The organism is Pseudomonas sp. GW821-FHT07G10, from assembly GCF_059418545.1.
In genome coordinates, this window is the sequence record NZ_JBWKQB010000026.1 from 1 (window position 1) to 26338 (window position 26338).

The 26338-nt window shown below is 57.6% G+C and carries 21 protein-coding genes; 10 read left to right on the forward strand and 11 right to left on the reverse strand.

The window, feature by feature from the left end:
* Positions 1 to 309: 309 nt before the first annotated feature.
* Complete coding sequence (gene gloA / locus AC07O1_RS23720; RefSeq protein WP_495013501.1) at positions 310 to 831, reverse strand: lactoylglutathione lyase; 522 nt, start codon at positions 829 to 831, stop codon at positions 310 to 312.
* A 196-nt stretch (positions 832 to 1027) separates the two neighbouring features.
* Between gloA and AC07O1_RS23725 the strand changes: the two genes are divergently transcribed.
* Positions 1028 to 1564 (forward strand): DUF4946 domain-containing protein, encoded by a 537-nt coding sequence (locus tag AC07O1_RS23725; RefSeq protein ID WP_495090383.1) that lies wholly within the window; start codon positions 1028 to 1030, stop codon positions 1562 to 1564.
* A gap of 180 nt (positions 1565 to 1744) precedes the next feature.
* Here AC07O1_RS23725 and AC07O1_RS23730 read toward each other — a convergent pair whose 3' ends face one another.
* The 3 genes from AC07O1_RS23730 to AC07O1_RS23740 all read right to left on the reverse strand — a co-directional run bounded on the left by AC07O1_RS23730 (position 1745) and on the right by AC07O1_RS23740 (position 4890).
* Positions 1745 to 2107, reverse strand: coding sequence for a histone-like nucleoid-structuring protein, MvaT/MvaU family (locus AC07O1_RS23730; RefSeq protein WP_494991304.1), 363 nt, complete (start codon positions 2105 to 2107; stop codon positions 1745 to 1747).
* 246 nt (positions 2108 to 2353) lie between these two features.
* Positions 2354 to 3895, reverse strand: coding sequence for an EAL domain-containing protein (locus AC07O1_RS23735; protein WP_495090331.1), 1542 nt, complete (start codon positions 3893 to 3895; stop codon positions 2354 to 2356).
* A gap of 122 nt (positions 3896 to 4017) precedes the next feature.
* On the reverse strand, positions 4018 to 4890 hold the full coding sequence (locus AC07O1_RS23740; RefSeq protein ID WP_495090332.1) for a LysR family transcriptional regulator: 873 nt from the start codon (positions 4888 to 4890) through the stop codon (positions 4018 to 4020).
* Positions 4891 to 4967: 77 nt separating this feature from the next.
* On the opposite strand from AC07O1_RS23740, the gene AC07O1_RS23745 reads away from it, so the two are divergent.
* From AC07O1_RS23745 to hpaR, 3 genes are all read left to right on the forward strand, one after another.
* The gene (locus AC07O1_RS23745; RefSeq protein WP_495090333.1) at positions 4968 to 5912 is read left to right on the forward strand and encodes a DMT family transporter; all 945 of its coding nucleotides are present in this window, start codon (positions 4968 to 4970) and stop codon (positions 5910 to 5912) included.
* A 260-nt stretch (positions 5913 to 6172) separates the two neighbouring features.
* Positions 6173 to 7249, forward strand: a complete 1077-nt coding sequence (gene hppD, locus AC07O1_RS23750) for a 4-hydroxyphenylpyruvate dioxygenase (protein ID WP_494991308.1) — start codon at positions 6173 to 6175, stop codon at positions 7247 to 7249.
* Between the two features lie 121 nt (positions 7250 to 7370).
* Positions 7371 to 7793, forward strand: coding sequence for a homoprotocatechuate degradation operon regulator HpaR (gene hpaR, locus AC07O1_RS23755; RefSeq protein ID WP_494991309.1), 423 nt, complete (start codon positions 7371 to 7373; stop codon positions 7791 to 7793).
* A gap of 19 nt (positions 7794 to 7812) precedes the next feature.
* Here the strand turns inward: hpaR and rarD are convergent, their stop codons facing one another.
* On the reverse strand, positions 7813 to 8694 hold the full coding sequence (gene rarD / locus AC07O1_RS23760; protein WP_495090334.1) for an EamA family transporter RarD: 882 nt from the start codon (positions 8692 to 8694) through the stop codon (positions 7813 to 7815).
* 140 nt (positions 8695 to 8834) lie between these two features.
* Here rarD and AC07O1_RS23765 point away from each other — a divergent pair, with 140 nt between their 5' ends.
* Positions 8835 to 9311 carry an Lrp/AsnC family transcriptional regulator gene (locus AC07O1_RS23765; protein WP_495090335.1) on the forward strand — a complete coding sequence of 159 codons (477 nt, stop codon included), beginning with the start codon at positions 8835 to 8837 and terminating at the stop codon, positions 9309 to 9311.
* A 122-nt stretch (positions 9312 to 9433) separates the two neighbouring features.
* Here AC07O1_RS23765 and AC07O1_RS23770 read toward each other — a convergent pair whose 3' ends face one another.
* A complete protein-coding gene (locus AC07O1_RS23770) occupies positions 9434 to 10447 on the reverse strand; it encodes an aldo/keto reductase (protein ID WP_495090336.1) in 1014 nt (337 codons plus the stop codon).
* A 349-nt stretch (positions 10448 to 10796) separates the two neighbouring features.
* Entirely contained in the window at positions 10797 to 12107 is a 1311-nt protein-coding gene (locus AC07O1_RS23775) for an MFS transporter (protein ID WP_495090337.1), read from the reverse strand.
* A 171-nt stretch (positions 12108 to 12278) separates the two neighbouring features.
* On the opposite strand from AC07O1_RS23775, the gene AC07O1_RS23780 reads away from it, so the two are divergent.
* From AC07O1_RS23780 to AC07O1_RS23800, 5 genes are all read left to right on the forward strand, one after another.
* Positions 12279 to 13400 (forward strand): sugar diacid recognition domain-containing protein, encoded by a 1122-nt coding sequence (locus AC07O1_RS23780; protein WP_495090338.1) that lies wholly within the window; start codon positions 12279 to 12281, stop codon positions 13398 to 13400.
* 136 nt (positions 13401 to 13536) lie between these two features.
* A complete protein-coding gene (locus AC07O1_RS23785) occupies positions 13537 to 14676 on the forward strand; it encodes a glycerate kinase (RefSeq protein ID WP_495090339.1) in 1140 nt (379 codons plus the stop codon).
* 268 nt (positions 14677 to 14944) lie between these two features.
* The gene (locus AC07O1_RS23790; RefSeq protein ID WP_495090340.1) at positions 14945 to 16909 is read left to right on the forward strand and encodes a hypothetical protein; all 1965 of its coding nucleotides are present in this window, start codon (positions 14945 to 14947) and stop codon (positions 16907 to 16909) included.
* A gap of 240 nt (positions 16910 to 17149) precedes the next feature.
* On the forward strand, positions 17150 to 19345 hold the full coding sequence (locus tag AC07O1_RS23795; protein ID WP_495090341.1) for an autotransporter outer membrane beta-barrel domain-containing protein: 2196 nt from the start codon (positions 17150 to 17152) through the stop codon (positions 19343 to 19345).
* Between the two features lie 156 nt (positions 19346 to 19501).
* Positions 19502 to 20977 (forward strand): hypothetical protein, encoded by a 1476-nt coding sequence (locus AC07O1_RS23800; RefSeq protein WP_495090342.1) that lies wholly within the window; start codon positions 19502 to 19504, stop codon positions 20975 to 20977.
* 46 nt (positions 20978 to 21023) lie between these two features.
* Here the strand turns inward: AC07O1_RS23800 and AC07O1_RS23805 are convergent, their stop codons facing one another.
* From AC07O1_RS23805 to AC07O1_RS23820, 4 genes are all read right to left on the reverse strand, one after another.
* Complete coding sequence (locus AC07O1_RS23805) at positions 21024 to 22121, reverse strand: fimbrial protein (RefSeq protein ID WP_495090343.1); 1098 nt, start codon at positions 22119 to 22121, stop codon at positions 21024 to 21026.
* 74 nt (positions 22122 to 22195) lie between these two features.
* On the reverse strand, positions 22196 to 24715 hold the full coding sequence (locus AC07O1_RS23810; RefSeq protein WP_495090344.1) for a fimbria/pilus outer membrane usher protein: 2520 nt from the start codon (positions 24713 to 24715) through the stop codon (positions 22196 to 22198).
* A gap of 18 nt (positions 24716 to 24733) precedes the next feature.
* Positions 24734 to 25489: a fimbrial biogenesis chaperone gene (locus AC07O1_RS23815; RefSeq protein ID WP_495090384.1), complete on the reverse strand. Its 756-nt coding sequence runs from the start codon at positions 25487 to 25489 to the stop codon at positions 24734 to 24736.
* Between the two features lie 79 nt (positions 25490 to 25568).
* Positions 25569 to 26123: a fimbrial protein gene (locus AC07O1_RS23820; RefSeq protein ID WP_495090345.1), complete on the reverse strand. Its 555-nt coding sequence runs from the start codon at positions 26121 to 26123 to the stop codon at positions 25569 to 25571.
* Positions 26124 to 26338: the final 215 nt, after the last annotated feature.

Genomic DNA, 26338 nt, shown 5'->3' on the forward strand with positions numbered 1-26338 from the left:
AGGCATTCCCACGCAGAGCGTGGGAACGATCATGTGCTGGATCACTTATGGGTGGTTTACAGTGGTGTCGGCTGAATGATTTCAACCCAGTAGGCGTCCGGGTCCTTGATGAAGGCCAGGCTCTTCATGCGGCTGTCGCTCAGGCGTTTCTGGAAGTCCACACCCAGTGCTTGTGATCGTTCCCACGCTCCGCGTGGGAATGCAGCCCGTGACGCTCTGCGTCACATCCAAAGCGGACGCGGAGCGTCCGTTGAGGCATTCCCACGCAGAGCGTGGGAACGATCATGTGCTGGATCACTTATGGGTGGTTTACAGTGGTGTCGGCTGAATGATTTCAACCCAGTAGGCGTCCGGGTCCTTGATGAAGGCCAGGCTCTTCATGCGGCCGTCGCTCAGGCGTTTCTGGAAGTCCACGCCCAGTGCTTCAAAGCGCTCGCACGCGGCGCGGATATCCGGCACCGAGATGCAGATATGGCCGAAGCCTCGTGGGTCGGTATTGCCGTTATGGTAGGCAAAATCCGCATCGTTTTCGGTGCCGTGGTTGTGGGTCAGTTCGAGAATGCCGGGAATCGACTTCATCCACTCGGTACGCGCGCCAGCGTCAGCCGGGATCTGCGCTTTATCAACCAGGGCCAGGAAGTACAGACTGAATTCGGCTTCCGGAAAGTCGCGTTTTTCCACCAGGGAGAAACCCAGGATGCGGGTGTAGAAGTCCAGCGACCTGGTGATGTCCTTCACCCGTAGCATGGTGTGGTTGAAGACGAATTTCTGAGTAGCAGTGTCGGGCTGGGCGGTCACACCCGGGAAAGTGTTCAGTTCGTGCAGGCTCATGGGCCCTCCAGAAAATAAGTGGGGCAAACGGCGCTCCAGGTCACGAGCGGTACCCTGGCTTGCGGTTGATTGGGTGGACCAATGATACGCAAGCGTTGCTGGCAGCGCCAAACCAAACGTCAACAGACCCTGGCCTATTGCCTGGTGACGTTGCGGGCCTCAAACTTTATCGTTCGACCCGCGAGTGCTCATTGCAATGATCCGACCCTATAAAACCCTATTCGTTTTGACAGGCCTGTTGCTTGGCAGTGCTGGCATTCAGGCTGCCGACCCGGTTATCACCTGGCCCAACGGCTGGGAAGTGGAGGTGTTACCGCAAGAAGGCTCAACGCTTGAGTCCTCGCCCAAAGTGTCCAGGCAGCGAGCGGTCAAGAATGATCAAAGCGCAACTCCGGTCATGGTCATGGAGTTGACCATGACTCAGATTGACGCCGGGCATCAGGTCAATCTGCAGGGGGTGTTGCTGGAAATGCGCAAGTCCGTGCAAAAGGATTTCGTTTCGGGGGGATATCAAAGCGTTTGCAACAAAATCCACTCAGCCACATTGAGTCGGCTGTCGGCGCTTGAAACCACTTGCACCATCACGCAAAACGGGCGGCACGTACTGTCTCAAACATTAGTCGCTGCGATTGATGGCGATAAAGCTTATGTTCTTTCCTATGCAGGGCAAGCAGAGGCTTATGCGGCGAGCCAGGATGAGATACTCGTTGCACGAAACAGCCTGAAACTTTAATTGTTTGTTCAATCGTAACGGATTTTGCGCCGGGATTTGCTGTTAGCTAGTCGAGGGTGCAAGTACAAAGTTGTGGTGTGGGCCGGGTATTTCTAACGGGCTCGACAACCATCGTTAGATTGACTGCCGCCCTGAACGAAAAGGCCCTGCATGTGCAGGGCCTTGATGTGGCGCAATCGCTTAAGCTCGCAGCCAGGACTCAACGGTGGCGGCACCGTATTGTTCCTTCCAGGCCTTCAAACCGCGGTGATTACCGCCCTTGGTTTCAATCAGTTCACCGGTATGCGGGTTGTGATAAACCTTGACCACGCGGGCCCGACGCGTCTTCGGAGCAGCCACAAGCGGGCTGGATTTACCCAGCTTCGGATCGAGGATGGCGATGATGTCGCGCAGGCTCTTGCTATAGGTTTTCATCAGGCCCTGGAGCTTTTCTTCGAATTCGATTTCTTTCTTGAGCCCGGCGTCATTCTTCAGCGATTCCAGCTGCGCAAGCTGTTCTTGAAGGGCCTTTTCAGCGGCACGAAATTCAGCGAGTCTGGACAATATCTTTACTCCAATAGTGTATTTGGCTGATACCAACCGCAAACAAAGCTATAAGCCAAGAGCCTTAGGACGAGTCGGTGATAATGGCTCACCTGCAATCTTGCACAGGCAGCAAAAATTGTAGTAGTTAATGCATCAAGAGTAAATCATGTCTTTTTGTTCATCGGGTGGATAAGAGTCGCCCGATGCAATGTGCTGCATGATTCAATTGCAACATGGGGATTTTTGTCCGGTAAGCCTCTCTATTTAATGGTGATTTAATGTCAGGAGGAATTCATCTCCGGGCATGGGCCGAGCGAATAGATAGCCTTGCAGAAAATCCACACCTTGTGCCGAGAGATAGTCGCGTTGTTCGGGTGTTTCGACACCTTCTGCAACGATACCCAGGTCGAGCTTGGCTGACAGTTCAATGATGCTGTCGAGTATATGACGGGACAGGGCGTCGACACCGATCATCGCTACAAAGCTCTGGTCTATTTTCAAGAAGTCCACATTGAATTGGCGCAAATAGCCCAGGCTCGAGTGGCCTGTGCCGAAATCGTCGATGGCGATCATGACACCCAGCTCATGGAGTTGTTTGAAGAGCTCCCGGGTGATGTCTGTTGGCTCGATCAGCTCGCGCTCAGTCAACTCCAGAACGAGCGTGACTTTGCCGGGTGGGAATGCGCCGAGAAACTCCCGGCAGTCTTCAACCAGCTCCAGGTCATGGCAGTGGCTGGCGGTGATGTTGATACCGATATGGAAGCCATCATTGAATGACTGGGCATGTGGGGCCAGCAATGCAGCGGTTTGCCGCATCAATGAGCGGGTCATCGGGACGATCAATCCGCAGTGCTCGGCAAACGGGATAAACAGGTCTGGACGCACCAGGCCTTCTTTTGGGTGTTGCCAGCGCATTAACACTTCCATACCGGCCCATTGCTTGTTATCGCCGCGTACCACGGGCTGGAAGTAGGGAATGAACTCAGCCGCCTCTAATGCACGTTGTAACTCATGGCTTGGCGAGGATGAGTGCTTCTGCAGCCGATGGCCGATGGTTCCGGAAATTACACCGAAGAAGATCAGCAGGCTGAAAAGAGCCGGGTACCTGGCCTTCATATAGCGCCAGACTTCGCCCTCGGGCATACCTGCTTCGACACTATAGGCATAGCGCGATGACTTTAGATGGTTGGGGGCCACGGGGAAGACCGGTAAGCGCGAGTCGTGAACCTGGCCATCGGCGGATAACCAGTTGGATCCTACCTGGAGCACGAGGTCTGTATAGCGGCTTATCGAACGCAGTGCATTGGTCAGATGGTAACCATCGATGGTTGCAAGAGCTCCCTGACTGCCCTCGCTCAATCGATAGACAAGCACGGCGGTATTTGGCGTGACGGGGTTGCCACTCATCAGCCACAGTTTCCCTTCGACATAATCTTCAGGGTCAAGCACTGCAACAGCGCTGTTGCCATACAGAGAACTGCAATAGTTAGTGTTATTCCAGATCAGGTTGGTAGAGCGCACGAAAGGGCGACGGGTGACTTGCTCGCGAAGTGCCAACTGTTTGTCGTCATCACAAGACGGTCCCGCGAGGGGGAGAATCTCCCGTGCCGCCATCGCGGTGTTATCGAGCATCAAGTCAAATTGGCGCACCGCCTCTTCGGCGGTTTGTGCGGTGGCCTGCTCCAGTGTGCGCTGCGCTTGCGTATACAGGATGGCGAACCCAAGCACTACGGGCATCGCTGCAGTCAAAACGGTTATTGCAATACGGCGGGTCCGTTGCTGACGACTTTTAACAGTCAATGGCATTTGCGAAACCTATAGCGAAGAAAGAACGGTAGGGCTCTCAAATGCGGGTAGGGCAATGACTTTCCTCCCAAAAAGAGTTCATGCACCGGCCATGATAGTTGGTGTACGCACTTTACGCTTTTTCATCGGTAATCGAGGCTCAAGGCCAACTTGATGAAGGCCAGTGTCGCTGGCGATGCCTGCCGTTGATCCAGTACTGCCAGACCCACCTGACGCTTGACCTGAGGACACAGCGCTCTTTTTACATACCGGTCGTCTGCGCAGTTCGGTAGCGACAACTCGGCGACGATCGTCAAGGCGTCACCGCGGCTGACGGTCTCCAGTGTGCTGAGCAACTGCGAGCTTCGATAACGAATGTCGGGCGTCAATCCGGATGCTGTGAACAGCCTTGAAACCAGCTCCGATGAGCCCGCCTGCGTGAGAATGAACGGGGCGTCGCACAGGTCTTTCAAAGTCACGCCGTTCTTCGCAGCCAGCGCATGCTCGACCGGGATCAGCGCGACCATCTGGTCTTCGACCAATGCATACGTATCGAAGCGCTCTTCAGGCAATACCACAAATCCGATATCGATCCGCCGCTCTTCGAGCCACTGGACGACCTGATGGTCCGGGCCTTCGTCGATGTGCACCTCAATCCCTGGATGGGCTGCACGATAGGGCTGCAGAATCATCGGCAGAAGTCTCATCGATGACGTCGGCCCAAAGGAGCCAATGCGCAAAGTACCGCGTTTCATGCCGCGCGCATCGGCGGCTTCCTGTTGCATGGTGTTGGCCAGGCCCAGCATGGCCCGGGCGCGCAACACCAATTGCTGGCCGATGTCACTCGGTTCGACCTGGGACTGATGCCTTCTGAGCAGCTCGACGCCAAGCTCTTGCTCCAGCGATTTGATGGCGTGGGATACCGCCGATTGGGTAATTCCCAGGCGGGTCGCGGCGCTGGTAAAACCGCGCAGCTCGGCAACCAGCGAAAAGATCTCGAGTTGGGTCAGGGTCATGAGTTTTTACTCATTTTACGATGATCATGTATTAGGTGAAGAATACGCCATCCCCTGCCTTCGCGCCCGAGAGTGTTATGAGAACCGATGTAAACGCTGTCCCGATTGAATCAGATGTGCCGGTTTACCTGAAGCTGGCGGCGGTCACGGTAATCTGGGGCGGGACTTTTGTCGCTGGACGTTTCCTTGCCGACACGCTCAACCCGTTGCTCGCGGCGAGCGTGCGCTTTCTGCTGGCCAGTCTGGCGTTACTGCTGTTCATGGCGCTGGCACGTATCCCCTTGGCGCGCCCCAACCTCAAGCAATGGCTGCAGTTGGCCGTGTTGGGGTTCTTCGGGATCTTTTTCTATAACCTGTGTTTTTTCTATGGATTGCATTACATCAACGCCTCGCGCGCTTCGCTGATCGTGGCGTTGAACCCGGCAGTCATCGCCCTCGCGTCGTGGCTGTTGTTCAGGGAGCGCTTGAGTCGGGCGAGAGTTTTCGGCATCGGGGTTTGCCTCGCAGGGGCGGGCCTGGTGATCGTCAGTCGAAATCAGCAACTGTTCAACGGCGCTGCGAATGCCTGGGTCGGTGACTTGCTGATTTTCGGCTGTGTGCTGGGCTGGGGAACCTACTCGCTGTATTCCAAAGGCCTGAACCAGGCTCTGGGGTCACTGCAAACCGTGACCTATTCGATCCTGATCGGTACCGTGATGCTCTGGGCTACCAGCGCAGCGCGCGGTGAACTGAGTATCGAGGTGCTGGCAAGCCTCAACTCCGGGCAGTTTTTCAGCCTGCTTTATTTGGGCGTGCTGGGTTCGGCGCTGGCCTATATCTGGTACTACGACGGTATCCGAAAAATCGGCGCAACCCGTTCCGGCGCGTTCATCGCCCTCAACCCGCTGACCGCGGTTATTCTCGGAGCACTGCTGCTGGGTGAGCAACTGACCCTGCCGATGTACCTGGGCGGCGGGTTGATTCTGGGGGGCATCTACCTGTGCAACAAACCCCTTGCGCTGGCGTCAAAAAAGGGGATTTGATACAGAATGCGGACAAACTGTTTTACGCTGTGTAGAATCGGTTTACGCATACAAGAATAAGTCTTCTGGCAGCAGAAGCCTCGCCCGTACGAGAATGGGTCGACATGAAGCTACTAGGGTTCCAATTGATTTTCGGTGATTTCCTCGCCCGCAGCGTGCGGGGGATCTCCTGTGCGCCGCCCGTCGGCTTCAGCATTGATAGCAACTAACGATCCGTTAATTCCAGCTGTTAATTCTAAAAGCATGATGAGGCGCCAACCATGGCAGATTTATACGAAAACCCAATGGGCCTGATGGGCTTTGAGTTCATCGAATTCGCATCGCCGACCCCAAACACGCTCGAACCGATCTTCGAGATCATGGGGTTCAGCAAAGTCGCAACCCATCGCTCCAAAGACGTGCACCTGTATCGCCAGGGCCACATCAACCTGATCCTCAACAACGAACCCCACAGTGTCGCCTCGTACTTCGCGGCCGAGCACGGCCCGTCGGTTTGCGGCATGGCGTTTCGTGTCAAGAATGCCCAGCAGGCGTTTGCCCGTGCCCTCGAACTTGGTGCCCAGCCGATTCACATCGAGACCGGCCCGATGGAGCTGAACCTGCCGGCGATCAAAGGCATCGGCGGCGCGCCGCTGTACCTGATCGACCGTTTCGGCGAAGGTAGCTCGATCTACGACATCGATTTCGTGTTCATCGAAGGTGTTGACCGCAACCCGGTCGGGGCTGGCCTGAAAATCATCGATCACCTGACCCACAACGTGTATCGCGGTCGCATGGCGTATTGGGCGAATTTCTACGAGAAGCTGTTCAACTTCCGTGAAATCCGTTACTTCGACATCAAGGGCGAATACACCGGCCTGACCTCCAAGGCGATGACCGCCCCGGACGGCATGATCCGCATTCCGCTGAACGAAGAATCGTCCAAGGGCGCAGGGCAAATCGAAGAGTTCCTGATGCAGTTCAACGGCGAGGGCATTCAGCACGTTGCCTTCCTGACCGACGATCTGCTCAAGACCTGGGATCACCTGAAGAAAATCGGCATGCGCTTCATGACCGCTCCACCGGAAACCTACTACGAGATGCTCGAAGGTCGTTTGCCGAACCACGGTGAGCCGGTCGAAGAACTGCAATCGCGCGGGATTCTGCTGGACGGTTCGTCCGAGCCGGGCGACAAACGCCTGCTGTTGCAAATCTTCTCGGAAACCCTGATGGGGCCGGTGTTCTTCGAATTCATCCAGCGCAAGGGCGATGATGGCTTCGGCGAGGGCAACTTCAAGGCGCTGTTCGAATCCATCGAACGTGACCAGGTTCGCCGCGGTGTGCTTGCAACCGAGTAATCAGTTGCTGAAGTAAAAGAGCCCGGCTGCAGCATTCTGCAGCCGGGTTTTCTTTTGCGTGTCGGCTGGCGATAGTGAATATGTTAATGTTTTGCTTTCCAGCCTTTTGACCGATCCTCTTATGACCCATCCAAGACCTTCTTTGACATTGACCCTGCTTCAGGCCCGTGAAGCGGCCATGGCGTTTTTCCGACCTTCGCTCAATCAGCATGACCTGACCGAGCAGCAGTGGCGGGTCATCCGCATCCTGCGCCAGAACGGCGAACTGGAAAGTCACCAGTTGGCAAAAATGGCCTGCATCCTGCCGCCAAGCATGACCGGGGTGTTAACCCGTCTTGAGCGCGATGAGTACGTCAGCCGCCGCAAATCCTCTGAAGATCAGCGACGTTTGTTCATCAAACTGACCGAGAAGGGCGAAGCCTGTTTCGTCTCCATGAGCGGTGACATGGAGATCAACTACCAGAAGATCCAGCAGCAATTTGGCGAAGAAAAGATGCAGGCACTGCTGGCACTCCTCAACGAGCTGAAACAAATCAAACCCTGACTCAAACGGGCCGTGTGAGTCAGGATTTGCGATGGCGTGCCAGGTGTTTAAACCCTTCGAAGACCAACACCAGCACCGCCAGCCAGATCGGGATATAGGTCAGCCATTCCCCCGCACCGATGCTTTCTCCCAGCAGCAGGGCGACGCCGAGCAGCAGCACCGGCTCGACATAACTGAGCAGCCCGAACAGGCTGAAGGCTAACAGCCGGCTGGCGATGATGTAGCTCACCAGCGCCGATGCGCTGATCAGCCCAAGCAGCGGGATCAGCAGGTACAGCCACGGGTGCTGCCCGACCACGGCGAAACCTTGCTCACCGCTTTGCACGAACCATAACGCCACCGGCAATAGCAAGGTCATGTCGAGCCACAATCCACCCAGGTTGTCCGCGGCCAGGCGTCGGCGCAGCACGAAATAGGTCGGATAACCGATGGCCACCAGCAAGGTCGTCCAGGAGAAGCTGCCGACCTGATACAGCTCATTGACCACGCTGAGGCTCGCGAAGAATGCCGCGATCTTTTGCAGGTGAGAAAGACGCTCGCCGTAAACGAGTCGTCCGGTCAGAACCATGGTCAGTGGCAGTAGAAAATAGCCAAGGGATACATCCAGGCTATGCCCGTTCAGTGGCGCCCACATGAACAACCACAGCTGCACGCCGAGCAATGCCGAAGAAAGCAGCAGGCCCAGCGCCAAAGCAGGTTTGTCGAGCAGGCGTTTGATCAGTGCGACGGCGTGTTTCCATTCGCCCGAGGCGAACATGAAGACGGTCATGCACGGCGCGGTCAAGAGCATGCGCCAGCCAAAAATTTCTACGCCGCTGAGGGGTGAGAGCAGCGATGTGTAGAAATACATGACGGCGAACAGCACCGATGCCAGAACCGATAAAGCAATACCTTTTGACACACTGTCCTCGCGAGACCCTGGGGTTTAAGCGTTTTTGAAAGGGGGGTGTATTGCGGTGAGAATATATTGCTTTTGTCGAGAGACGTTTACTCTGATTCATGGCCTATTATGGGGAAATTTCTCACGCCCAGGCCCGGCTCATGTCCTTGAACAAGCATCCCGATCTCGATTCCTTTGATCTGGCCATTCTGCAGCGATTGCAGCGCGATAACTCCATGGCGCTGCGGGTGATTGGTGAGCAGGTCAGTTTGTCCACCGCCGCCGTGCAGCGGCGAATCAAACGCATGGAGCAAAGCGGGGTGATCACTGCCAACACCGCCGTGATCGATCCTGAATCTGTCGGTAAACCCATCACTATCATCGTCGAGGTTCACGCCGAACGAACGCACATCGAAGACCTCGATGTACTGAAGGCACAGATGTCGATCCCACAGGTTCAGCAGTGCTACTACGTCACCGGTGATGCCGATTTCATGCTGGTGATCGTGGTGGAGACGATGAAGGCTTACGAAACCCTGGCCCGTGAGCTGTTTTACGAGAATCGCAATATCAAGTGGTTCCGCAGCATCGTGGTGATGGACCGGGTCAAGGTGAGCTTGAGTGTGCCCTTGAGCTGAGCTCAATCAACTGGAACAGCTCTGGCTCTGCACATCAGCTCAGCCAGGTGAGGTGAATGCGGAATAAAAAATCCGAATCTCCATTATTGAAGATTCGGACTTTCAGCAACTACCCAGTGCGCTTAGAGCGAACGCGGTACCCGTCCGGAAACGAAGTGACTGACATCGTTGTAGCCCGGAGTAGAGGAGTGGCCCGGGGTCACCAGCGAGTCGATAAAGGCTTCGTCTTCGGCAGTGATTTTCACCACCAACGCCTTGGTGTAGGCGTCCCACTGTTCTTCGGTACGCGGTCCGACGATGGCCGAGCTGACTGCTGCATTGTTCAGCACCCAGGCGATGGCAAATTCGACGATGCCGACGCCACGGCCCTGGGTGTACTGCTGGATCTGTTGGGCAATGCGCAGGGATTCGACCCGCCATTCGGTTTCCAGTATGCGTTTGTCCTGCCGCCCGGCGCGGCTGTTGACGTCCGGCGTGACATCGGGCGCGTATTTGCCGCTGAGCACGCCACGGGCCAGCGGGCTGTAGGGCACCACCCCGAGACCGTAGGCACTGGCGGCGGTGATCTGCTCTGTCTCGGCCTGACGGTTGACGATGTTGTACAGCGGCTGACTGATCACCGGCCGGTCGACCCCGAGTTTATCCGCCACGCGAATCACTTCAGCAATGCGCCAGCCGCGGTAATTGGACAGTCCCCAGTAGCGGATCTTGCCCTGGCGCAGCAAGTCGCCAATGGCGGAAACGGTGACCTCCAGCGGCGTGTTGTGGTCTTCGCGGTGCAGGTAGTAGATGTCCAGGTAATCGGTGCCCAGCCGGGTCAGGCTGGCCTCGATAGCGTTGAAGAGATGCTTGCGGCTCAAACCCGTGCGATTCGGTACGCCGTCCACCGGGCCGTAACCGACCTTGGACGCGACGACCCACTCCTGACGGCGACTGGCAATCGCTTCGCCGACGATCTCCTCGGAGCGCCCGCCAGTGTAGACATCCGCTGTGTCGATAAAGTTGATGCCCTGGTCCCAGGCCTTGTCGATGATCCTCAGGGAGTCCTCGGTGCTGGTCTGTTCGCCGAACATCATCGTGCCCAGGGTCAGGGCGGACACTTGCAGACCGGATTGGCCGAGGGTGCGGTAGCTCATGTTCGAAATCCTCTTTCGGGTTGAGTGTGGGCATACACAAAAACGAGGTTCTTTATTACACCGTTCTGTGTTCCCTCTCAATGCTCCTGGCTTGCGATCCGCGTTGCCGGTGGGAAAAGATCGCAGCCTGCGGCAGCTCCTTGTATCTCGACTATTGATCGTCCCCACGCTCTGCGTGGGAATGCCGCCCTGGACGCTCTGCGTCCGCTCTGGATGTGACGCGGAGCGTCACGGGATGCATTCCCACGCGGGAGCGTGGGAACGATCTAACGGGGGGTGTATCCGACAGATCTTTGCCAAACACGGTCGGCGTAGGGGCTGCCGAAGGCTGCGACCTTTTGATCTTCGGCTACGCGCGCAACGTACGGGTCATGCGCAGCGCCAGCAGGCTACCGGCAACGATCACCCCGGCCAGCAGATACAGCGCAGCGTCGGTCGAACCGGTGCTGTCCTTGACCCAGCCGACCAGGTACGGGCTGAGGAAACCGGCCATCTGCCCCATGGAGTTGATCAGCGCCAGGCCACCCGCCGCCGCACCGGCGCTGAGCATCGCAGTAGGCACCGGCCAGAACATCGGCAAGCCGGTGAGGGCGCCCATGGTGGCGATGCTCAGGCCGAGAATGGCGATGGCCGGATGCGCGGAGAAGTTGACAGCGATCAGCAAACCGACTGCACCCATCAGCATTGGCACCACCAAGTGCCAGCGACGCTCTTTGTGCAGATCGGCGGAGCGACCGACCATCAGCATGAACACCGCAGCCAGCAGATAGGGAATCGCACTGATCCAGCCGATCACCAGATTGTCGCTGAACCCCAGGCTTTTGATGATCGATGGCAGCCAGAAGTTGATCGCGTAAACGCCACTCTGGATGCAGAAATAAATCAGGCCGAAGGCCCAGATGGCCGGATTCTTGAACACCGCCAGCAGTGAGTCGGTGGTGGTTTTTGGCTTGTTTGCCCGATCTTCAGCCTGATCCGCTTCGAGTACCGCGCGCTCTTGCGGGGTCAGCCATTTGGCATTGGCGAAGTTGTCGCTGAGCAGGAAGAACGCCAGCGCGCCGAGCATCGTCGTCGGAATGCCTTGCAGCAGGAACATCCACTGCCAACCGGCCAAACCGCCTTGACCCGCCGCGAAGTGGTTGAGGATCCAGCCGGAGAACGGGCTGCCGAGCAGGCCGGAAACCGGGATCGCCGACATGAACAACGCCATGATGCGGCCACGGCGGAAGGTCGGGAACCACTGCGAGAGGTAGAGCACCACGCCGGGGAAGAACCCGGCTTCAGCCGCACCGGTGAACAGTCGCAGAGTGTAGAACTCGGTCGGGGTGGTGACGAACAACAGGCAGGTCGAGAGCATGCCCCAGGTGATCATCATCAGCGCGATCCAGCGCCGTGGGCCGAACTTCGTTAACGCCAGATTGCTCGGTACGCCACACAGCACATAGCCGATAAAGAAGATCCCGGCACCGAGGCCGTACACGGTATCGCTGAACTTCAGCGCGTCGAGCATCTGCAGCTTGGCAAATCCAACGTTGACCCGGTCGAGGTAGTTGAACAGGTAGCAGATGAATATGAAGGGGATCAGGCGCAGGGTAATGCGCTTGTAGACGGCATTTTTGTGGTCAGCTGTGACCAGTGTGGCCGCGGCGCTCTGGGACATGGCGGGTCTCTCTTTATTATGATTTTTTGCGATGCGAGGGTAACGTTGATCGCACCAAGAGTCTCGGTCACCCCAGGGTTCCTGTCTTTGTGCCTGCGCACAGGGTTTGGACGCTTGCCCTGTGCCGCTGAACAATCACTACAAGAAACGACCTTCAAGGATCACGCTGCTATGTTCGAACTGGATCATGACCTGGCGCAGGATATCGTCGACCGGGCGATGGCCATCCTGCCCTATAACGTCAACGTCATGGACAGCCAGGGCCTGATTCTGGGCAGTGGCGAGCCGGAGCGGGTCAACACCCGCCACGAAGGTGCGCAGTTGGTACTGGCCAATGGTCGTGTCGTGGAAATCGATGAGCAGACCGCCAAACACCTCAAAGGCGTGCAACCGGGGATCAATCTGCCGTTGTTCCTCGACCAGCGACTGATCGGCGTGTTGGGCATCACTGGTGATCCGGACCAGTTGCGAACCTACGCGCAGCTGGTGCGCATGACCGCCGAAATGCTCGTGGGCCAACGCAACCAGCAGGACGAACAACAATGGCGGCGCCAGCGTTGCGATGATCTGCTGGCCTTGTTACTCAGCGAGGCCGGAGATTCACCACGCTTGATTGACGAGGCCCAACAGCTGGGGCTCAAACCGCAGCTGCCGCGCATTCCTTATCTATTCGAACTGGGGCTGGAACATGGCCCCGGGCAGACCGTTGAAGCATTGAGTGCCTGGCTGGCTTCGCGATATCCCGACAGCTGGTGTGTGAGTTCGGCCAAGTCATCGTTGCTGTGGTGTCGCGCGGCGACGCTGTCGATTGAAAATGAACGGCTGCTGGAAAAACTCGACGGCCAGGGCTGGAACATACTGCGTATCGCCGTCGGTGGTCAGGCCGATGGTCTGCAAGGGTTGCGCCGCTGTTACCGGCGAGTTGGTGACCTGCTGGCCTACGGGCGCGATGTGCTGCCACAGAGCCGCTTGCTGACACTGAACCGCTATCGTCTGCCGGTGATGCTCTGGCGCCATCGCAACGATGATGCCCTCGATGAACTGCTCAATCCGTTGCGCAAGGTCATCGCCAAGGACAGTAACGGCCAGTTGCTGGCGACCCTGCGCAGCTGGTGTGAACACGACGGTCAGAGCCAGGCCTGTGCCGAGGCCCTGGGAATTCACCGCAACAGTTTGCGTTACCGGATGGAGCGCATCGCCGAACTGAGCGGTGTCGATCCGTTGCGGCTCGACGGGATGCTGGCGCTGTATCTGGGGGTGCAACTGCTGCCTCAAACCGACGCTCACCCTTGACGATGGTCAACGCAAATCCCGTAGGAGCACGGCTTTGTGACAATGAACAACAAACCCGATCTCAACTTGTGCAGCGGACCGGCGTTATTCCTGATTCCAACTGGCAGCATGGCTCCATTGGAACTGGAGAACTCACATGAAAATCATCATCGCCCCCGATTCGTTCAAGGACAGCCTGAGTGCCATCGGTGTGGCCGATGCCATCGCCCTCGGGCTGGCGGAGGTCTGGCCGGACGCGCAACTGCTCAAGTGCCCGATGGCGGACGGAGGTGAGGGCACGGTCGAAGCGATTCTCGCCGCGTGCGATGGCGAGTTGCGCAGCACTCAAGTGCAAGGTCCGTCAGGTCTGCCGGTGCAGGCCCGTTGGGGCTGGTTGCCGCAGAGCCGCACCGCAATCATCGAAATGGCCGAGGCCAGCGGTTTGCAGCTGGTTGCGATCGGCCAGCGTGATGCCTGTTCCAGCAGCACTTATGGCACCGGCCAGTTGATTGGCGCGGCGCTCGATGCCGGCGCGCAACGGATCATTCTGGCCATCGGCGGCAGTGCCACCAACGACGGCGGCGCCGGTGCGATGCAGGCGTTAGGCGTGCGCTTGCTCGACAGTCAGGGACAAGCATTGAGCCGGGGCGGTCTGGCACTCAAAGCGCTGAGCCGGATCGAACTGGACGCAATGGACCCGCGTCTGGCCCAGGTCCGTTTCGAAATCGCCGCGGACGTCAACAATCCACTCTGTGGTGCCCACGGCGCCTCCGCGATATTCGGCCCGCAGAAAGGCGCCTCGCCTGAACAGGTGCAGCAACTGGACCAGGCCCTCGGGCACTTCGCCGATCACTGCGCCCAAGTGCTGGCCAGGGACGTGCGTGACGAACCCGGCAGCGGTGCTGCGGGTGGCCTGGGGTTCGCCGCCAAGGCATTTCTGCATGCGCAATTCCGCCCCGGTGTGGAAGTGGTGGCTGAACTGGTCGGGCTGGCAGAAGCCGTACGCGGCGCCGACCTGGTGATCACCGGCGAGGGCCGTTTTGATGCCCAGACCTTGCGCGGCAAAACCCCCTTTGGTGTCGCGCGGATTGCGCGCCAGCAAGGGGTTCCGGTGATCGTGATCGCCGGCACCCTGGGTGAGGGTTATGAGCAGATGTATGAACACGGCGTCGATGCCGCGTTTGCCTTGCCCTCGGGCCCGATGAGCCTTGCGCAGGCGTGCGCCAATGCAGCGCAATTACTGCGCGAGCGGGCAGGGGATATTGCGCGGGTGTGGCGAATAGCGGGCAAGGCGTGAATGCAATCTCGGGGCAGTCGCAGGCTGTCCCCGAGAGCTGTTTGAGGTGCTGTACCGCGTGTTTTTACTCACCACTGTACAGGCAGCCACCTGTCAACTCTGACAGTATCGCGTTATTAAAATCCTGTGCTTAATGCGCTCAGGCCTCAGCGGCCGCGCAGAACGATGGGAAGCGTTGCGTAGTGCCCGGTGTTATCGCTCTGCCAGACAAACTTGATGGCCATTGACATCTCAATGGCTGAAACGGTGCTGATGGGAGAGCGATAACATGGCAGGTGACGGTAGAAAAGAACAGCCAATGCCGGTGTGGAGTCTACGGGTGCCCGGGCGTAATGCTACGAAGGCGTTTCCGGCCCCGGACATCAGTAGCGTGATATTACCTGGACTGCCAGCCGGCCTGCTTCCTCGGGCATCGCTCGACAGTGGGATAACGTTGAAAGTCCAGACTTGGGACAATCTTCCAGAGCCTGGCGAAATAGAGTACATAAGACTTCAAATTGCGCGTGCGGGTAGTCAGGAATACACCCAGGTCGATGAAGTAGAGTATATCCAAGGGACAACCCCTATTCCTTTTGACATAACGATTCCTTCTGATTTCTTGCTGAAAGGAGAAAATGAGGGGGCATTCAAGATCAGGTACGAACATGAGAACTGGGTCGGAACATCCGCTCATTCAAGCGATGTCCCTATCGTTATCGACAAAATCGGACCGAACTATCCAGCGCTTCCGGGCAAGATGACCTTTGCTTTTGGCCTGGGTCCCATCTTCGATACGACCCTTGTCGGCCTGACTGAAATCGAAGGCACAATTCCTGAGTGGACCGGTGCCGCGGAGGGGGACCAGGTCGCATTCACCTGGTTGGTAAACGAGTTGCCCGATGATCCCAACGAGATCGTGCCGATCGGCGTTGTCACGTTGGGGGCCGATCGTAAGGTGAAGATTCCGGTCAGCGCAATCACCTCCAAGCCAGATGGCAGGTATTGCGGGGGATACACCATTTGGGACAAGGCACTTAACCGCAGCTTTGTCTCAGAATATGACCTTATACCGGTTGCCCTCGGGCCTTTGCCTGCTCTGCCTTTGGACGCACCGCAGGTTCCGGAAGCCCGGGACGGCAGCGTCAACCGAGCCGATGCCAATGCCGGTGTGTATGTCGAGTTCCCCCATATCGTAAATGGCAAGTCTACCGATGAAATCGAAATCACATGGGGAACCAGGCCATTCGATTTTCGGACACCGGTGGGTGCCAATCCCGAGACTTTTAGCATTGCGGTGCCTGCGCAGCACATGAGGACCGAATACGGCGCTGCAACGGGAGAGGTGGATACGCTAGTGTTTTACACGGTGTATCGCGGGGGAGTGCCGTTTAAATCCGGGGAAACCACCATTAAGGTCGATTTCTCGATGACCGGCCCCGAGAACCCTGATTGGCCTGAGCCGATCAACCCCGCTCTGCTCTTGCCAGATGTGTACGGTGAATCAGGGGTAAAAAACGTACTGATCGCCAGCGATGAAAACAAACCGATCCACGCGAAGATAGAGCTTGTTAGCCCACTGGCCAATGGTGACTCGTATCAGGTTTACTGGAACGGGAAACCTATCGGTACGCCTCGTGTAATTGATACCGCCAACGATTCCGCCGGTGACGTTGTTGAAGTCGATCTCGACTGGGGCATCATCAGGGCCGAGGGCAACAACCCGCTGATGCCAGTGCATTACACCCTCAGCAATCCTGCCCATAAGAATGATCAAGAGTCGGACCGCAGCGAAGTCGAAATCGATTTCCTGACGGTTACCTTGGACCAAGCAATCCCGCAAGGTCTCATCAACAACAGGCTGACCTGCCGCTCGTTGCATTTTGAGGATGGGAAGGTTGGCTTCCAGTACTTGATCCCACCAAGCGATTACTTGAAAGAAGGCATGATGGTAGAGGTTGAGTGGAAGGCCTACAACACCTACAGCGCTCCAGTCCCGATCCCTGCCGCAGGGATGACCGCAACGCTGGGGCCGATTTCTGCCGAAGAAGAGGCAAATGGCGTTATCTGGTTCGTCGAGCCCTATGCCACGCACATTCTGCCGACGTGGGGAGGGCCTGGCGACCAAATAGGCAAGGCCGAGGTCATCTACACCCTCCAGGTTGGTGGCAGGCCGGCTCTTTCTACGCCATCCGATACGCAAGTCGTGCTGTCGGCCGGGTCGGGCACCTGTGACCTGACGCCACCCGCTCCTTGACGTCAAAGGAGATCGCAGCAACACCGCAGCTGCGGGTGCCACACGATACCCGCAGTTGTCCGGTGCTTTTGCGAATGACGCTAATACTGCCCGCAGGATAAGTCCTACAAGGTCGTGAGGATTGTCCTGCATATCGATGGGAAGCTTCTCGATATTCTGCGCCGCGTTTTGTAAGGCGGTTCGTCGCTATTGATCAGGATGAACTTTGCATTGTACCGACGAAACCCCATGGAGCCTTTCATGCCTGCTAATCATTTTTTTACGTTGAAACCGCTGTCCCGGACTTTGAAGCTGTTATCCATCGCACCTTTTCTATTGTTCAGCGAACATAGCGTGGCGACGCAGTTCCTCAATGGCACAACGCTGGACATTGACGGGACAACAGCGCCCGATAACTATCAATTGATCAACAATGCCACCTTGAATGCCAACGGCGCCCAGACCCGAAACATTCAGGTTACAGGTTCGACCTTGAATCTCACTGGCAGTCAGGTGCAGGGCATCAATGCCAACGGCGTCAACCTGCAAGGCAGCACTGCGACCATTACCGGCAGCGCCATCAGCAGCGACAGAATTGGCCTGGTCCTGAGCCACAACGCGGCGAACACTCAGGGCTCCACCGCGCAAGTGAGCGGTAGCACCATCACCGGCGCGCAAAACGGCGCGACGGTCAACGGCCTGAGCGAACTGACTCTGGTTCGCAGTACCCTGACCGGAACCAACTCGGCAGGCCTGCGCCTGTTCAACGGCACGGCCAAAGCCAGTGACAGCACCATTATCGGTGGCACAAACGGTGTTCGGATCAATTTCGACCCTGCCGTGGCCAGCCCCAACACCCTTGAGCTGAGCAACACCCACGTCGAAGGTCTGAACGGCTCGGCAATTATCGTCGACACGCTCAACGCGGGCACAGCGTCGGCCAATACTGCGCTGCTCAACGGCTCGACCCTGGCCGCCAGCAACGGCATCCTGATGGAAGTCGTTAACGGCGCCGAAAGCAACCTGAGGGTTGGCAACAGTCACTTGATTGGCGATATCGTCGTCGACGGCACCAGCACGGCCAACGTGACACTGGAGAACTCCGCGACACTGACCGGACGCCTGGAAAACGTCCAAAGCCTGGCGGTCAACAGTGATGCCAAGTGGGTAATGGTTGGTGATGGCAATGTCGCGAACCTCACCCTGAACGGCGGCGCAATCCAGTTCGGCAACCCGACCGAGTTCTACAAATTGTCAGTCGGCAACCTGTCGGGCAACGGCACGTTCATCATGGGTGCGGACTTCTCCACCGGCCAGGTCGACACCCTTGACGTCACCGGCACTGCTACGGGCAATCACAGGGTTCTGATGAGCAGCAGCGGCGCCGACCCAACCGGTGCAGGCGCGATACCGGTCATTCACATCGCTGCCGGCGATGCCCGATTTTCGCTGTTGAACGGTCCGGTGGATCTGGGGGCTTACTCCTATGACCTGATCAAACAGGGCAACAACGACTGGTATCTCAATACGGCCTCGCGCGTCATTAGCCCTGGCACACAATCAGTACTGGCGCTGTTCAATGCTGCGCCAACGGTCTGGTATGGCGAGCTCAGCAGCTTGCGCAGCCGCATGGGCGAAGTGCGCATGGACGAAGGCAAGGCCGGTGGCTGGGTGCGTGCCTATGGCAACAAGTTCGATGTCAACGCCAGTTCCGGCGTGGCTTACCAACAAACCCAGCAGGGCCTGTCGTTCGGCGCCGACGCTCCGTTGCCGATCGGTAATGGACAGTGGCTGGTCGGCCTGTTGGGTGGTTACAGCAAGTCCGATCTGGACCTGAGTCACGGCACCACTGGTACGGTCAACAGCTACTACGTCGGTGCCTACACCACCTGGCTGGATGACAAAAGCGGCTACTACTTCGACGGCGTGCTCAAGTTCAACCGCTTTCAGAATGAGTCCAAGGTACAGCTCAGCGACGGCAAGCAGACCAAGGGCAGTTACGACGACAACGGTGTCGGTGCGTCCCTGGAGTTCGGTCGCCACATCACGCTGGCCGACGACTATTTTGTCGAACCGTTCACCCAACTGTCGGGCGTGATCATTCAGGGCCAAGACTACGATCTGGACAACGGCCTGTCCGCCGAGGGCAACCGCACACGCTCGTTGCTGGGCAAAGCCGGTGCGACTGCCGGGCGCAACTTCAACCTGGGCGAAGGCAAGGTGGTGCAGCCGTATCTTCGTGCCGCTTACGTACACGAGTTCGCCAACAACAACGAAGTGAAGGTCAACAACAATGTGTTCAACAACGACCTCTCGGGCTCCCGTGGCGAGCTGGGCGCGGGCGTGGCCATGACACTGACCGACAAGGTTTCGGTCCACGCCGATTTCGATTACAGCAACGGCGACAAGATCGAGCAGCCGTGGGGGGCTAACGTGGGTGTGCGATATAGCTGGTAATCGCAGGCTTGGTGGTGACGCTCATTTACGCTTGAATACTGTCATTTATGACAGTATTCAAGCCCCTCAATACGGTGTTGAATGTTCATCACAACGGTCGGGTCACATTGACTCACTCAGTCTCCCGTGTCCGACACTTAGCGAAGGAGAGCATCAATGTCACCCGCAAATCTGCGCAAGCAAGCGCGTGCCACTGCGTTACTGCCGGCACCGTCGACTGACCCGGTGCCGTTGGGCGATATAGAGGGAGGTGAAACCAATCTTTTACCTCGATCGGCCTGGAGCGCCCCAAACAACCCCCTCAAGGTGAAATTCGATCCATGGGAGAACTCGGCGCCCACAGTGCAGGACCCCGAGCAGATCAGGATTTTCCTGGGCACTAGCGAAATCGGCTACAAGGAATGGAATGCCCCAATCAGCCCAGGTGATTTTTTTGTGCCCATCAGTGCTGACAAGTTGACCCCGGGCGAGCACAGCCTTACCTATGAAGTGACTATCTGGAGTGGCACATCCCAGGAGTCGCATCCCTTCACCATCACCATCGATAAAGAAGCGCCGCAGCTCAATCCTTCCAGCCAATTGATCTTTCCTTCCGAAGTCCTGCCTCCCAACACAATCACCGCCGCTTACCTCGCCGATCCCGCGAATCAGGATCAGGTGCTGGCAACGCTGCCCGATTACACCGAAAAAAAAGTCGGCGATGTCATCACCTGGTACTGGGAGCGATCTCCCGGCGGACGGGATATTGCAGGCACCAGGACGCTCGAGCTGGACGACCTGGGCAAAACGCTGCTGCTGCCTTTGAGCGGTGATGTGCTTCGTTACAGCGATAACGGGGTGCGATACGCGACCTATCGGGTCCGTGACAGAGCCGGCAACGAGTCGGCGCTGTCCAGCGATGTGCTGTTGAACGTCAATATTCGCCCACCCACCCCGCGCAAGTTTCCAACCGTCAAGGAGGCGTCGAATACTCCGGCCGGCACTGGCGTGCTCAATCCCTTCAGAGGTGGGGCCGGAGTGACCGTGGTGGTGGCAGCATCGGAGGTCGATCCGGACGAAGAGGTGACCGTGGATTTTGTCGGTCTTGGAGGCGAAGGCGGTGTCGGTTCTGTTACGGGTGTGAAACCGATCACCCCTGGGGGACTGGAGTTTGCCATTCCTGCTGCAGTCGTTGCGGCCAACATTCCTGTGGATCGCGATGGACGCAAGGTTGACGTTCATTATTGGGCCGGTCATGACGCTCAGCACTCAGCGGCTTATACGCTGAGCATTAGCGAGTTGACAGCAGCGCAGCTTGGTCAGGTCACTTGCCTTCAGGCGCAGATCGGTTCACCGGCGACGCTCTCCAAAAGAGCTGTCCCGGCACGTGGTGCGGATCTGGAAATAGAGAAATGGATTTATCAGGACCCTGCTCAGCTCATGAATGTGTGGGCGATTGCTGACGGTGTCCGAACAGATTTTCTGAACGGTGTACCGCTTGATACCAACGGAAAATTCAAGACGTTGTTACCCAAAGACTACGTAGACCAACGGCCCCTCAATGAAACGTTCGCCGTATACGCCAGTGTCAGTTTCGATCAGGGCCATAGTTATCACGCCTTCCAGGTCCTACGGATGAAAGTCGTCACGTAGTCGATGCACTCAAGGACCCCCGGCAGGGCTGACCTGCCGGGCGGGTTCATTTATAGGTAATGGTGAACGCCAGGGCACCCTCTGCCGAGCCGGCCACGATATTACTGGTGGGACCGGTCTGGTAATAGCGAGCGTTGAACTCCAGCAGCATGCCTCCGGTGGCCGGGATAGCGCCTTGAAGCACATCCGCCTCCAGTGCAACAGGCGTAAGTGCATCACGTCCCAACACTTGAATGCCTATACCTTGCGCGGTGGAACTGCCCCCCAGACTGAACAGGCCCAGGCCTGCATCGAGGGTCGTCGAGCCTGCCGTTGGCTCCAGGCGAATATGCGCGTTAGTCACTGTGCCGCCTGGCAGTGGGTCGGAAAGACACGAGTTCAACGCAATGGTGAAAGGCACTGGATCGGTGGTATGACCTTCGCCGGTAAACTCTGAGGTCGGCCAGTCGCCCAGCTTGACGGGGTCAGCGCTCACCGGATTAGCCGACAGGGTGCATTCTGCCTGAGTGACGGAACCGCTCAAGGCCAGACCGAAGGCATTGGGGAGGCCGGTGAACGAGGCATTGACCAACTCCCGTCCCGCGTCCAGCGGTTGCATGCCTCGGTCGATCGGACCGGTTTTGATCAGCGTGATAGCGCCGCGCAACACCGAGTGCTGCAAGACAAAGGGTGTACTGAAATCGATGTAGCCATCGAACGGCACGGCGCTGTCGGGGCCGCTGAGTTTCCAGAAGCCGTTGGTGATGCCATCGTATGGACTACCGAACCTGATCCGGGCACCGACCCCGGCGATGTTGGTCTGCAGCAAGGCACCGCTTGTATTCATACCGTTCTTTCTGGGGATGGGGCCGGGCACCGGTGCTACGGCGGACGAGGCGTTGAACGTCAGTCGGGTGCCGTCGGTCACGCAGTGGATGGTCAACCCTGCGCCACCTTGAATGAACGGTTGGTCTATCGGGCCTATCGGGTCGCCTGCCTGGGCGTCTCTGGGGACATACAGTGCGCCCACATTGGCCACATAACGAATCGGCCCCGTACCGCCCCCCCAGTAACACGTATTGGTGGCTGCATAGGTGGCGCTCAGCGGCATCAGCCCACTGACTGCGAGCGCGAACAAAACGCCTGGAAATAATCTGATCGACATGCTGTGTTCTATCCTGGCAGAAACAACTCGAGGCACCGCAAGGTGCATCGAGTGTGAGTAAACGAAGCGTTGAGTCAGCGGCAAATCAAGTCTTGAACCCGATAGCCTTGTTCCATGGGCATGCTCTGAATATCGAGTTGCAACTGGCATTGCTCAGTGGCGGTGTTGCCCCAGCGCACGTACAAGGTTTGCGGACCATCGACAGTGCCCAGCAGGACCTGACCGGCCTGCCCGACGATCCCCAGGGGTTCGCCCTTGGCGTTGCTGACCTGAGCACCAAAAGGCAGCGGGCCGCCTCGGTGGTCACGGGTAGTCAACACCAACCGGTGTACCGTTCGGGCGGGGAAGGTGGCTTTGACCACCGCGCCGCGCCGTGGCACCACTTGAGTCACGCCATTGTCGATTTCCACATTCGGGTCAAGTTGGTCGGTATCGAGGACCACCCGGTTGACCCGATAGGGTTGTAGATAGGGAATCAAGGCATAGCCGCGGTCATTGGTCCTGGCGCTGGAGGCGTTCAGCAATCCGACGCCGGCAATGTCCGGAACGTGGGCCAGGCCACTGGTCTCGCCCAGATAGGACCCCAATTCGAGGCCAGCGCCGTGTAGCAGCAGTGCCCCGCTGGCATTGAGTGAAAGGCTGTTGTAATCGCTGCCTTGAGTAATGCCCGCGCCAACGCTGGCAAAAGGTGCCTGATAGCCCAGCGACAACTCAGCGGTTTGTTGCTGGCTTTCATTGTTGGACAAGGACGCACGATAGTTGAGCAGGTCTCCTGCACTTCGGCCGGACAGAGAGGCGCGTTGATTGAGTTGGCCACGGTTCTCCCGTACGTCGAATGTGGCGGTCGTCGAGCGTCCGAAATCCAGCGGCATTGAGATGCTCAAGCCGAACTGACGGTCATTGAGCTGGTCATCATTCAGCGACTGCGAGGCGTAGAGGTTGTAGCTCACCGTGTTATAGCGGGTGCTGAAATTGAACTGGAACTGGCGCTGCTGGTAATCGGACCGCCAGAAATCTTCCTGGGATAACGTCAGGCTCAGCGAACTCCCGGCCCCGATGTCCTGGAACACCGAGGCTTCAAGCAGGCTGCGTCGGCTTCCGAGAAAGCGCTGGTCGGCACTGCGCTCACGCACCGCTTCACTAAAATCGCGATAACCCTCGGTGGAGTAGCGATAGCCGGCAAAACGCAGGTTGGTGCGGGTGTCGAATGTCTTGCCGTATTTCACCGCGTAGCTCATGCCCTGAACATTGCGACGGCTGTCATGGAGATCAATATCGGCAGCGGAGCGCGTGACGTCGAACGACAGCGCACCGATCGCCCCGAGATTTTCACCAATGCCAAGCGTGCCGGCCTGATAGAAATCATTGGCCATCAGCCCGCCGTACAATGTCGAGTTCCATCCGACACCGGTCGCCAGGGTCCCTTGCCAGAGCGGCGCATCATCCACGGAAAAAGACGGTGCGTTATAGCGACCGACACTGGCACTGTAGCGCCAGACCCCCTCGCGCAGCAGGTTGTTGAGCGTTGCATAGGGTTGAGTGAAACGCCGCACCTGGCCATCGGCCTCGGTCAGGATGACTTCCAATTCCCCGCTGCCACCGGCGGTGGTGAGGTCGTTGATCTCGTAGGGGCCGGCGCTGACATAGGTGGAATAGATCGGGTAACCATTCTGGCGTATCTCGAGCCTGGCCCGGGTCTGCGCCACACCGCGAACGATCGGCGCATAGTTCTGTTGCGAATCGGGCAGCATGCTCATGTCCGATGCAATCTGCACACCCTTGATGGGGACGCTCTTGAACACATCGCCCGGGGTGTAGGTTTCGCCCAGGGTCAGCTGTGAATGAGTGCCGGGGAGGTCGCGTTGGAGATAGGTATAGGCGCGCGACCATGTGCGCTCGCCCTGGGCGTCGCTGCGAAAGCTGTTATTGCTGCGCAAGCGCCAGGCTCCCAGATTCAAACCGCTGTTCAAGTACAGGTCCTGGTTGCTGCTGTGGCCAGTTTGATTGTTGCGGCCTTGTTGAGCCGTCATTTGATAGTTCACGAATGCCGAATTGATGCCGTAATCCCACAGGTCCGGGTCGACATAACCGGCCACGTCGCGGCGCATGGCAATCTGCGGGATGGAAATCGACAGCAATAGCTGGCCACCATCCAGCTGGGTCAGCGCTCCGGGAATCAGGCGCTGCAGGTCGACGCAAATGCCCAGCGCCGCCTCAGGCTCAGCCAGGCTGTCGAGTTTTACGCCGATGTCTTTGATCAGTTGCAGGGATAAACAAGGCGAGAGCCCATCGCCTTGAGCATTGGCTGTGAACTCGATTTCCCGGCGGTCGAAGAAGCTTCGATTGACCTCGATACTCACCAGGTAACGCCCCGGAACAAGATCCAGGCTGTTGGACAGTGCGTCTAACGCCAGCGCTCCGGCGTCGCTGGCGTGATTATCCAATTGACGCATGAACGTTGACTGAAATTGCACTGCGGTGCTGGCGTGCGCAGCATTATTTCCCGGTAAAACGAAGCTTCCGCTGGTGAAAACAATGAGATGAAACAAGCGTTGCGCAGGAGGCGAGCTCCAGTGCCGAAAGAAAAGAGGCATGTGATAGTCCGCGCAATGTTAAAGATCAAGGCCGACCGGCAACGTCATGGGCGTTGTATAACCGCCGTAGTCGGTGATCACGGAAAAACTCACTTGCATCCCCGGGCGGGGCTTCAATCCGTCCAAGTCATAGGTTTGGGAGTCCAGAGGGAGTGCCATGGGGGTGTCTTTCAGGTTGACGGTTTGTCCGTTTGCGCTGAGTTCGATGCGCACGAAAGACACGTGAAAGGGCGTGGGGTTGGTCACCACCAGACGGTTTTTGCCATCGACCTTTCTTATGGACCAACTCAAGTCTTTTAAGGTGTCCAGCGTATTACGCTTGAGTTCGGCGGGACGGTAGAACAACTTGATGCGCGTGCGCAAAGCGATATTCAGCTGGTTGGCTTGACCGGTCTCAAGTTGAGGGATTTCCTGGACATTGAAATAGAACAGCGACTCGCGGTCGCTGGGCAATGTATTGGGCAAACCATTGATCTGCACCTGTTGTTCTTTAGCGGCATTGAGGCGAAACAGCGGCGGTGAGGCGATAAAGGGCACCGCGGTGGTTTGATCGTCGGCAGCCGTATTGACCCAGGTCTGCACGGCGAAGGGCTTGCCGCTCGGATTGGAAACCGTCAACGAGACATTGCGTTTATCGCTGTCGAACACCACTCGCGTGCTGCTGACGGTTAACGCCCCATAGCTGCCTGGAAGCCATGTAAAGAGGGCAACGAACAGCGTACAGGGCAGTACGCCGCACCTGATCCGGGCGGGGAGTTTAATGAGGCCAAACATAATAAAAAAATCTCTGAATCGAGGACTTGCTTTCAAACAGCGGGCGGTGCAGCCCGCTGTTCGACGACAGCGAAGGTGATCAGTTGATGTTGAGGGTGAACTCGACGTCAGCATCGGCGGGGCCACCGGTCACGGTGGTGGCCGTGGCGATGTACATGGCGGTGAAGTCCATGAGTGTCGGATCAGTTTCGCTCAGTACATAGATAGCGGATGTGTCGCCGTTCTTGATATAGGCGCCGGTTTTGTCCTTGATTGCCACGGCAATCCCTGTCGCAGGGTTACCGGTCGGCTTGAGTCCGTAATGATCCCCGCCACCGCCATACACCGAGTTGAAGGTCACCGTCGCATTGAGTTTGGTTGGGTCCAGTACGCACCCGGAGCCAGGTGTCACGCGCATTTGAAAGGCCCTTTCACCGGCGACGGTGCCTGAAGCGCCAAGGAAGGCGCTCGAGTCGATCCAGCCCAGGGAAACCAGATTGCTCACGCTACCGTTTTCCGGGTTGACGATTTCGATGGCGCAGGTGGAGCTGCTGATCTTGCCGGAGAAGTTGATTCTGCCATCAACGGCGAATACCGAAGTCGCCGCCATACTCAGGGCCATACCAAGCGGTAGTGCGAATAAAGATGTCTTCATGTAACAAATCCTTTAGTTGATTGAATCCAGCGTTCATTGAGCGAGACAGTGCCGGAAGAACTCACGGTCGATGTGAGTAGAGGGGGGAGAGTGTGTTGTCTCGGTGGCAGGAGTGTAGAGAGGCGGGTGGGGGTGAGGATATGAGAGAACTCTCAGTTCTTTGTTGTTCTGTCTTCAGGTTTAAGTGAAGGGTATTCAGCACGTCACGATTAACT

Excerpts from the sequence above, each read along its gene's own strand:
- gloA (WP_495013501.1), bottom strand. The coding sequence starts at position 831 with ATGAGCCTGCACGAACTGAACACTTTCCCGGGTGTGACCGCCCAGCCC.
- AC07O1_RS23725 (WP_495090383.1), top strand. The coding sequence starts at position 1,028 with ATGATCCGACCCTATAAAACCCTATTCGTTTTGACAGGCCTGTTGCTT.
- AC07O1_RS23735 (WP_495090331.1), bottom strand. The coding sequence starts at position 3,895 with ATGCCATTGACTGTTAAAAGTCGTCAGCAACGGACCCGCCGTATTGCA.
- AC07O1_RS23740 (WP_495090332.1), bottom strand. The coding sequence starts at position 4,890 with ATGACCCTGACCCAACTCGAGATCTTTTCGCTGGTTGCCGAGCTGCGC.
- AC07O1_RS23745 (WP_495090333.1), top strand. The coding sequence starts at position 4,968 with ATGAGAACCGATGTAAACGCTGTCCCGATTGAATCAGATGTGCCGGTT.
- hppD (WP_494991308.1), top strand. The coding sequence starts at position 6,173 with ATGGCAGATTTATACGAAAACCCAATGGGCCTGATGGGCTTTGAGTTC.
- hpaR (WP_494991309.1), top strand. The coding sequence starts at position 7,371 with ATGACCCATCCAAGACCTTCTTTGACATTGACCCTGCTTCAGGCCCGT.
- AC07O1_RS23765 (WP_495090335.1), top strand. The coding sequence starts at position 8,835 with ATGTCCTTGAACAAGCATCCCGATCTCGATTCCTTTGATCTGGCCATT.
- AC07O1_RS23770 (WP_495090336.1), bottom strand. The coding sequence starts at position 10,447 with ATGAGCTACCGCACCCTCGGCCAATCCGGTCTGCAAGTGTCCGCCCTG.
- AC07O1_RS23775 (WP_495090337.1), bottom strand. The coding sequence starts at position 12,107 with ATGTCCCAGAGCGCCGCGGCCACACTGGTCACAGCTGACCACAAAAAT.
- AC07O1_RS23780 (WP_495090338.1), top strand. The coding sequence starts at position 12,279 with ATGTTCGAACTGGATCATGACCTGGCGCAGGATATCGTCGACCGGGCG.
- AC07O1_RS23785 (WP_495090339.1), top strand. The coding sequence starts at position 13,537 with ATGAAAATCATCATCGCCCCCGATTCGTTCAAGGACAGCCTGAGTGCC.
- AC07O1_RS23790 (WP_495090340.1), top strand. The coding sequence starts at position 14,945 with ATGGCAGGTGACGGTAGAAAAGAACAGCCAATGCCGGTGTGGAGTCTA.
- AC07O1_RS23795 (WP_495090341.1), top strand. The coding sequence starts at position 17,150 with ATGCCTGCTAATCATTTTTTTACGTTGAAACCGCTGTCCCGGACTTTG.
- AC07O1_RS23800 (WP_495090342.1), top strand. The coding sequence starts at position 19,502 with ATGTCACCCGCAAATCTGCGCAAGCAAGCGCGTGCCACTGCGTTACTG.
- AC07O1_RS23805 (WP_495090343.1), bottom strand. The coding sequence starts at position 22,121 with ATGTCGATCAGATTATTTCCAGGCGTTTTGTTCGCGCTCGCAGTCAGT.
- AC07O1_RS23810 (WP_495090344.1), bottom strand. The coding sequence starts at position 24,715 with ATGCCTCTTTTCTTTCGGCACTGGAGCTCGCCTCCTGCGCAACGCTTG.
- AC07O1_RS23815 (WP_495090384.1), bottom strand. The coding sequence starts at position 25,489 with ATGTTTGGCCTCATTAAACTCCCCGCCCGGATCAGGTGCGGCGTACTG.
- AC07O1_RS23820 (WP_495090345.1), bottom strand. The coding sequence starts at position 26,123 with ATGAAGACATCTTTATTCGCACTACCGCTTGGTATGGCCCTGAGTATG.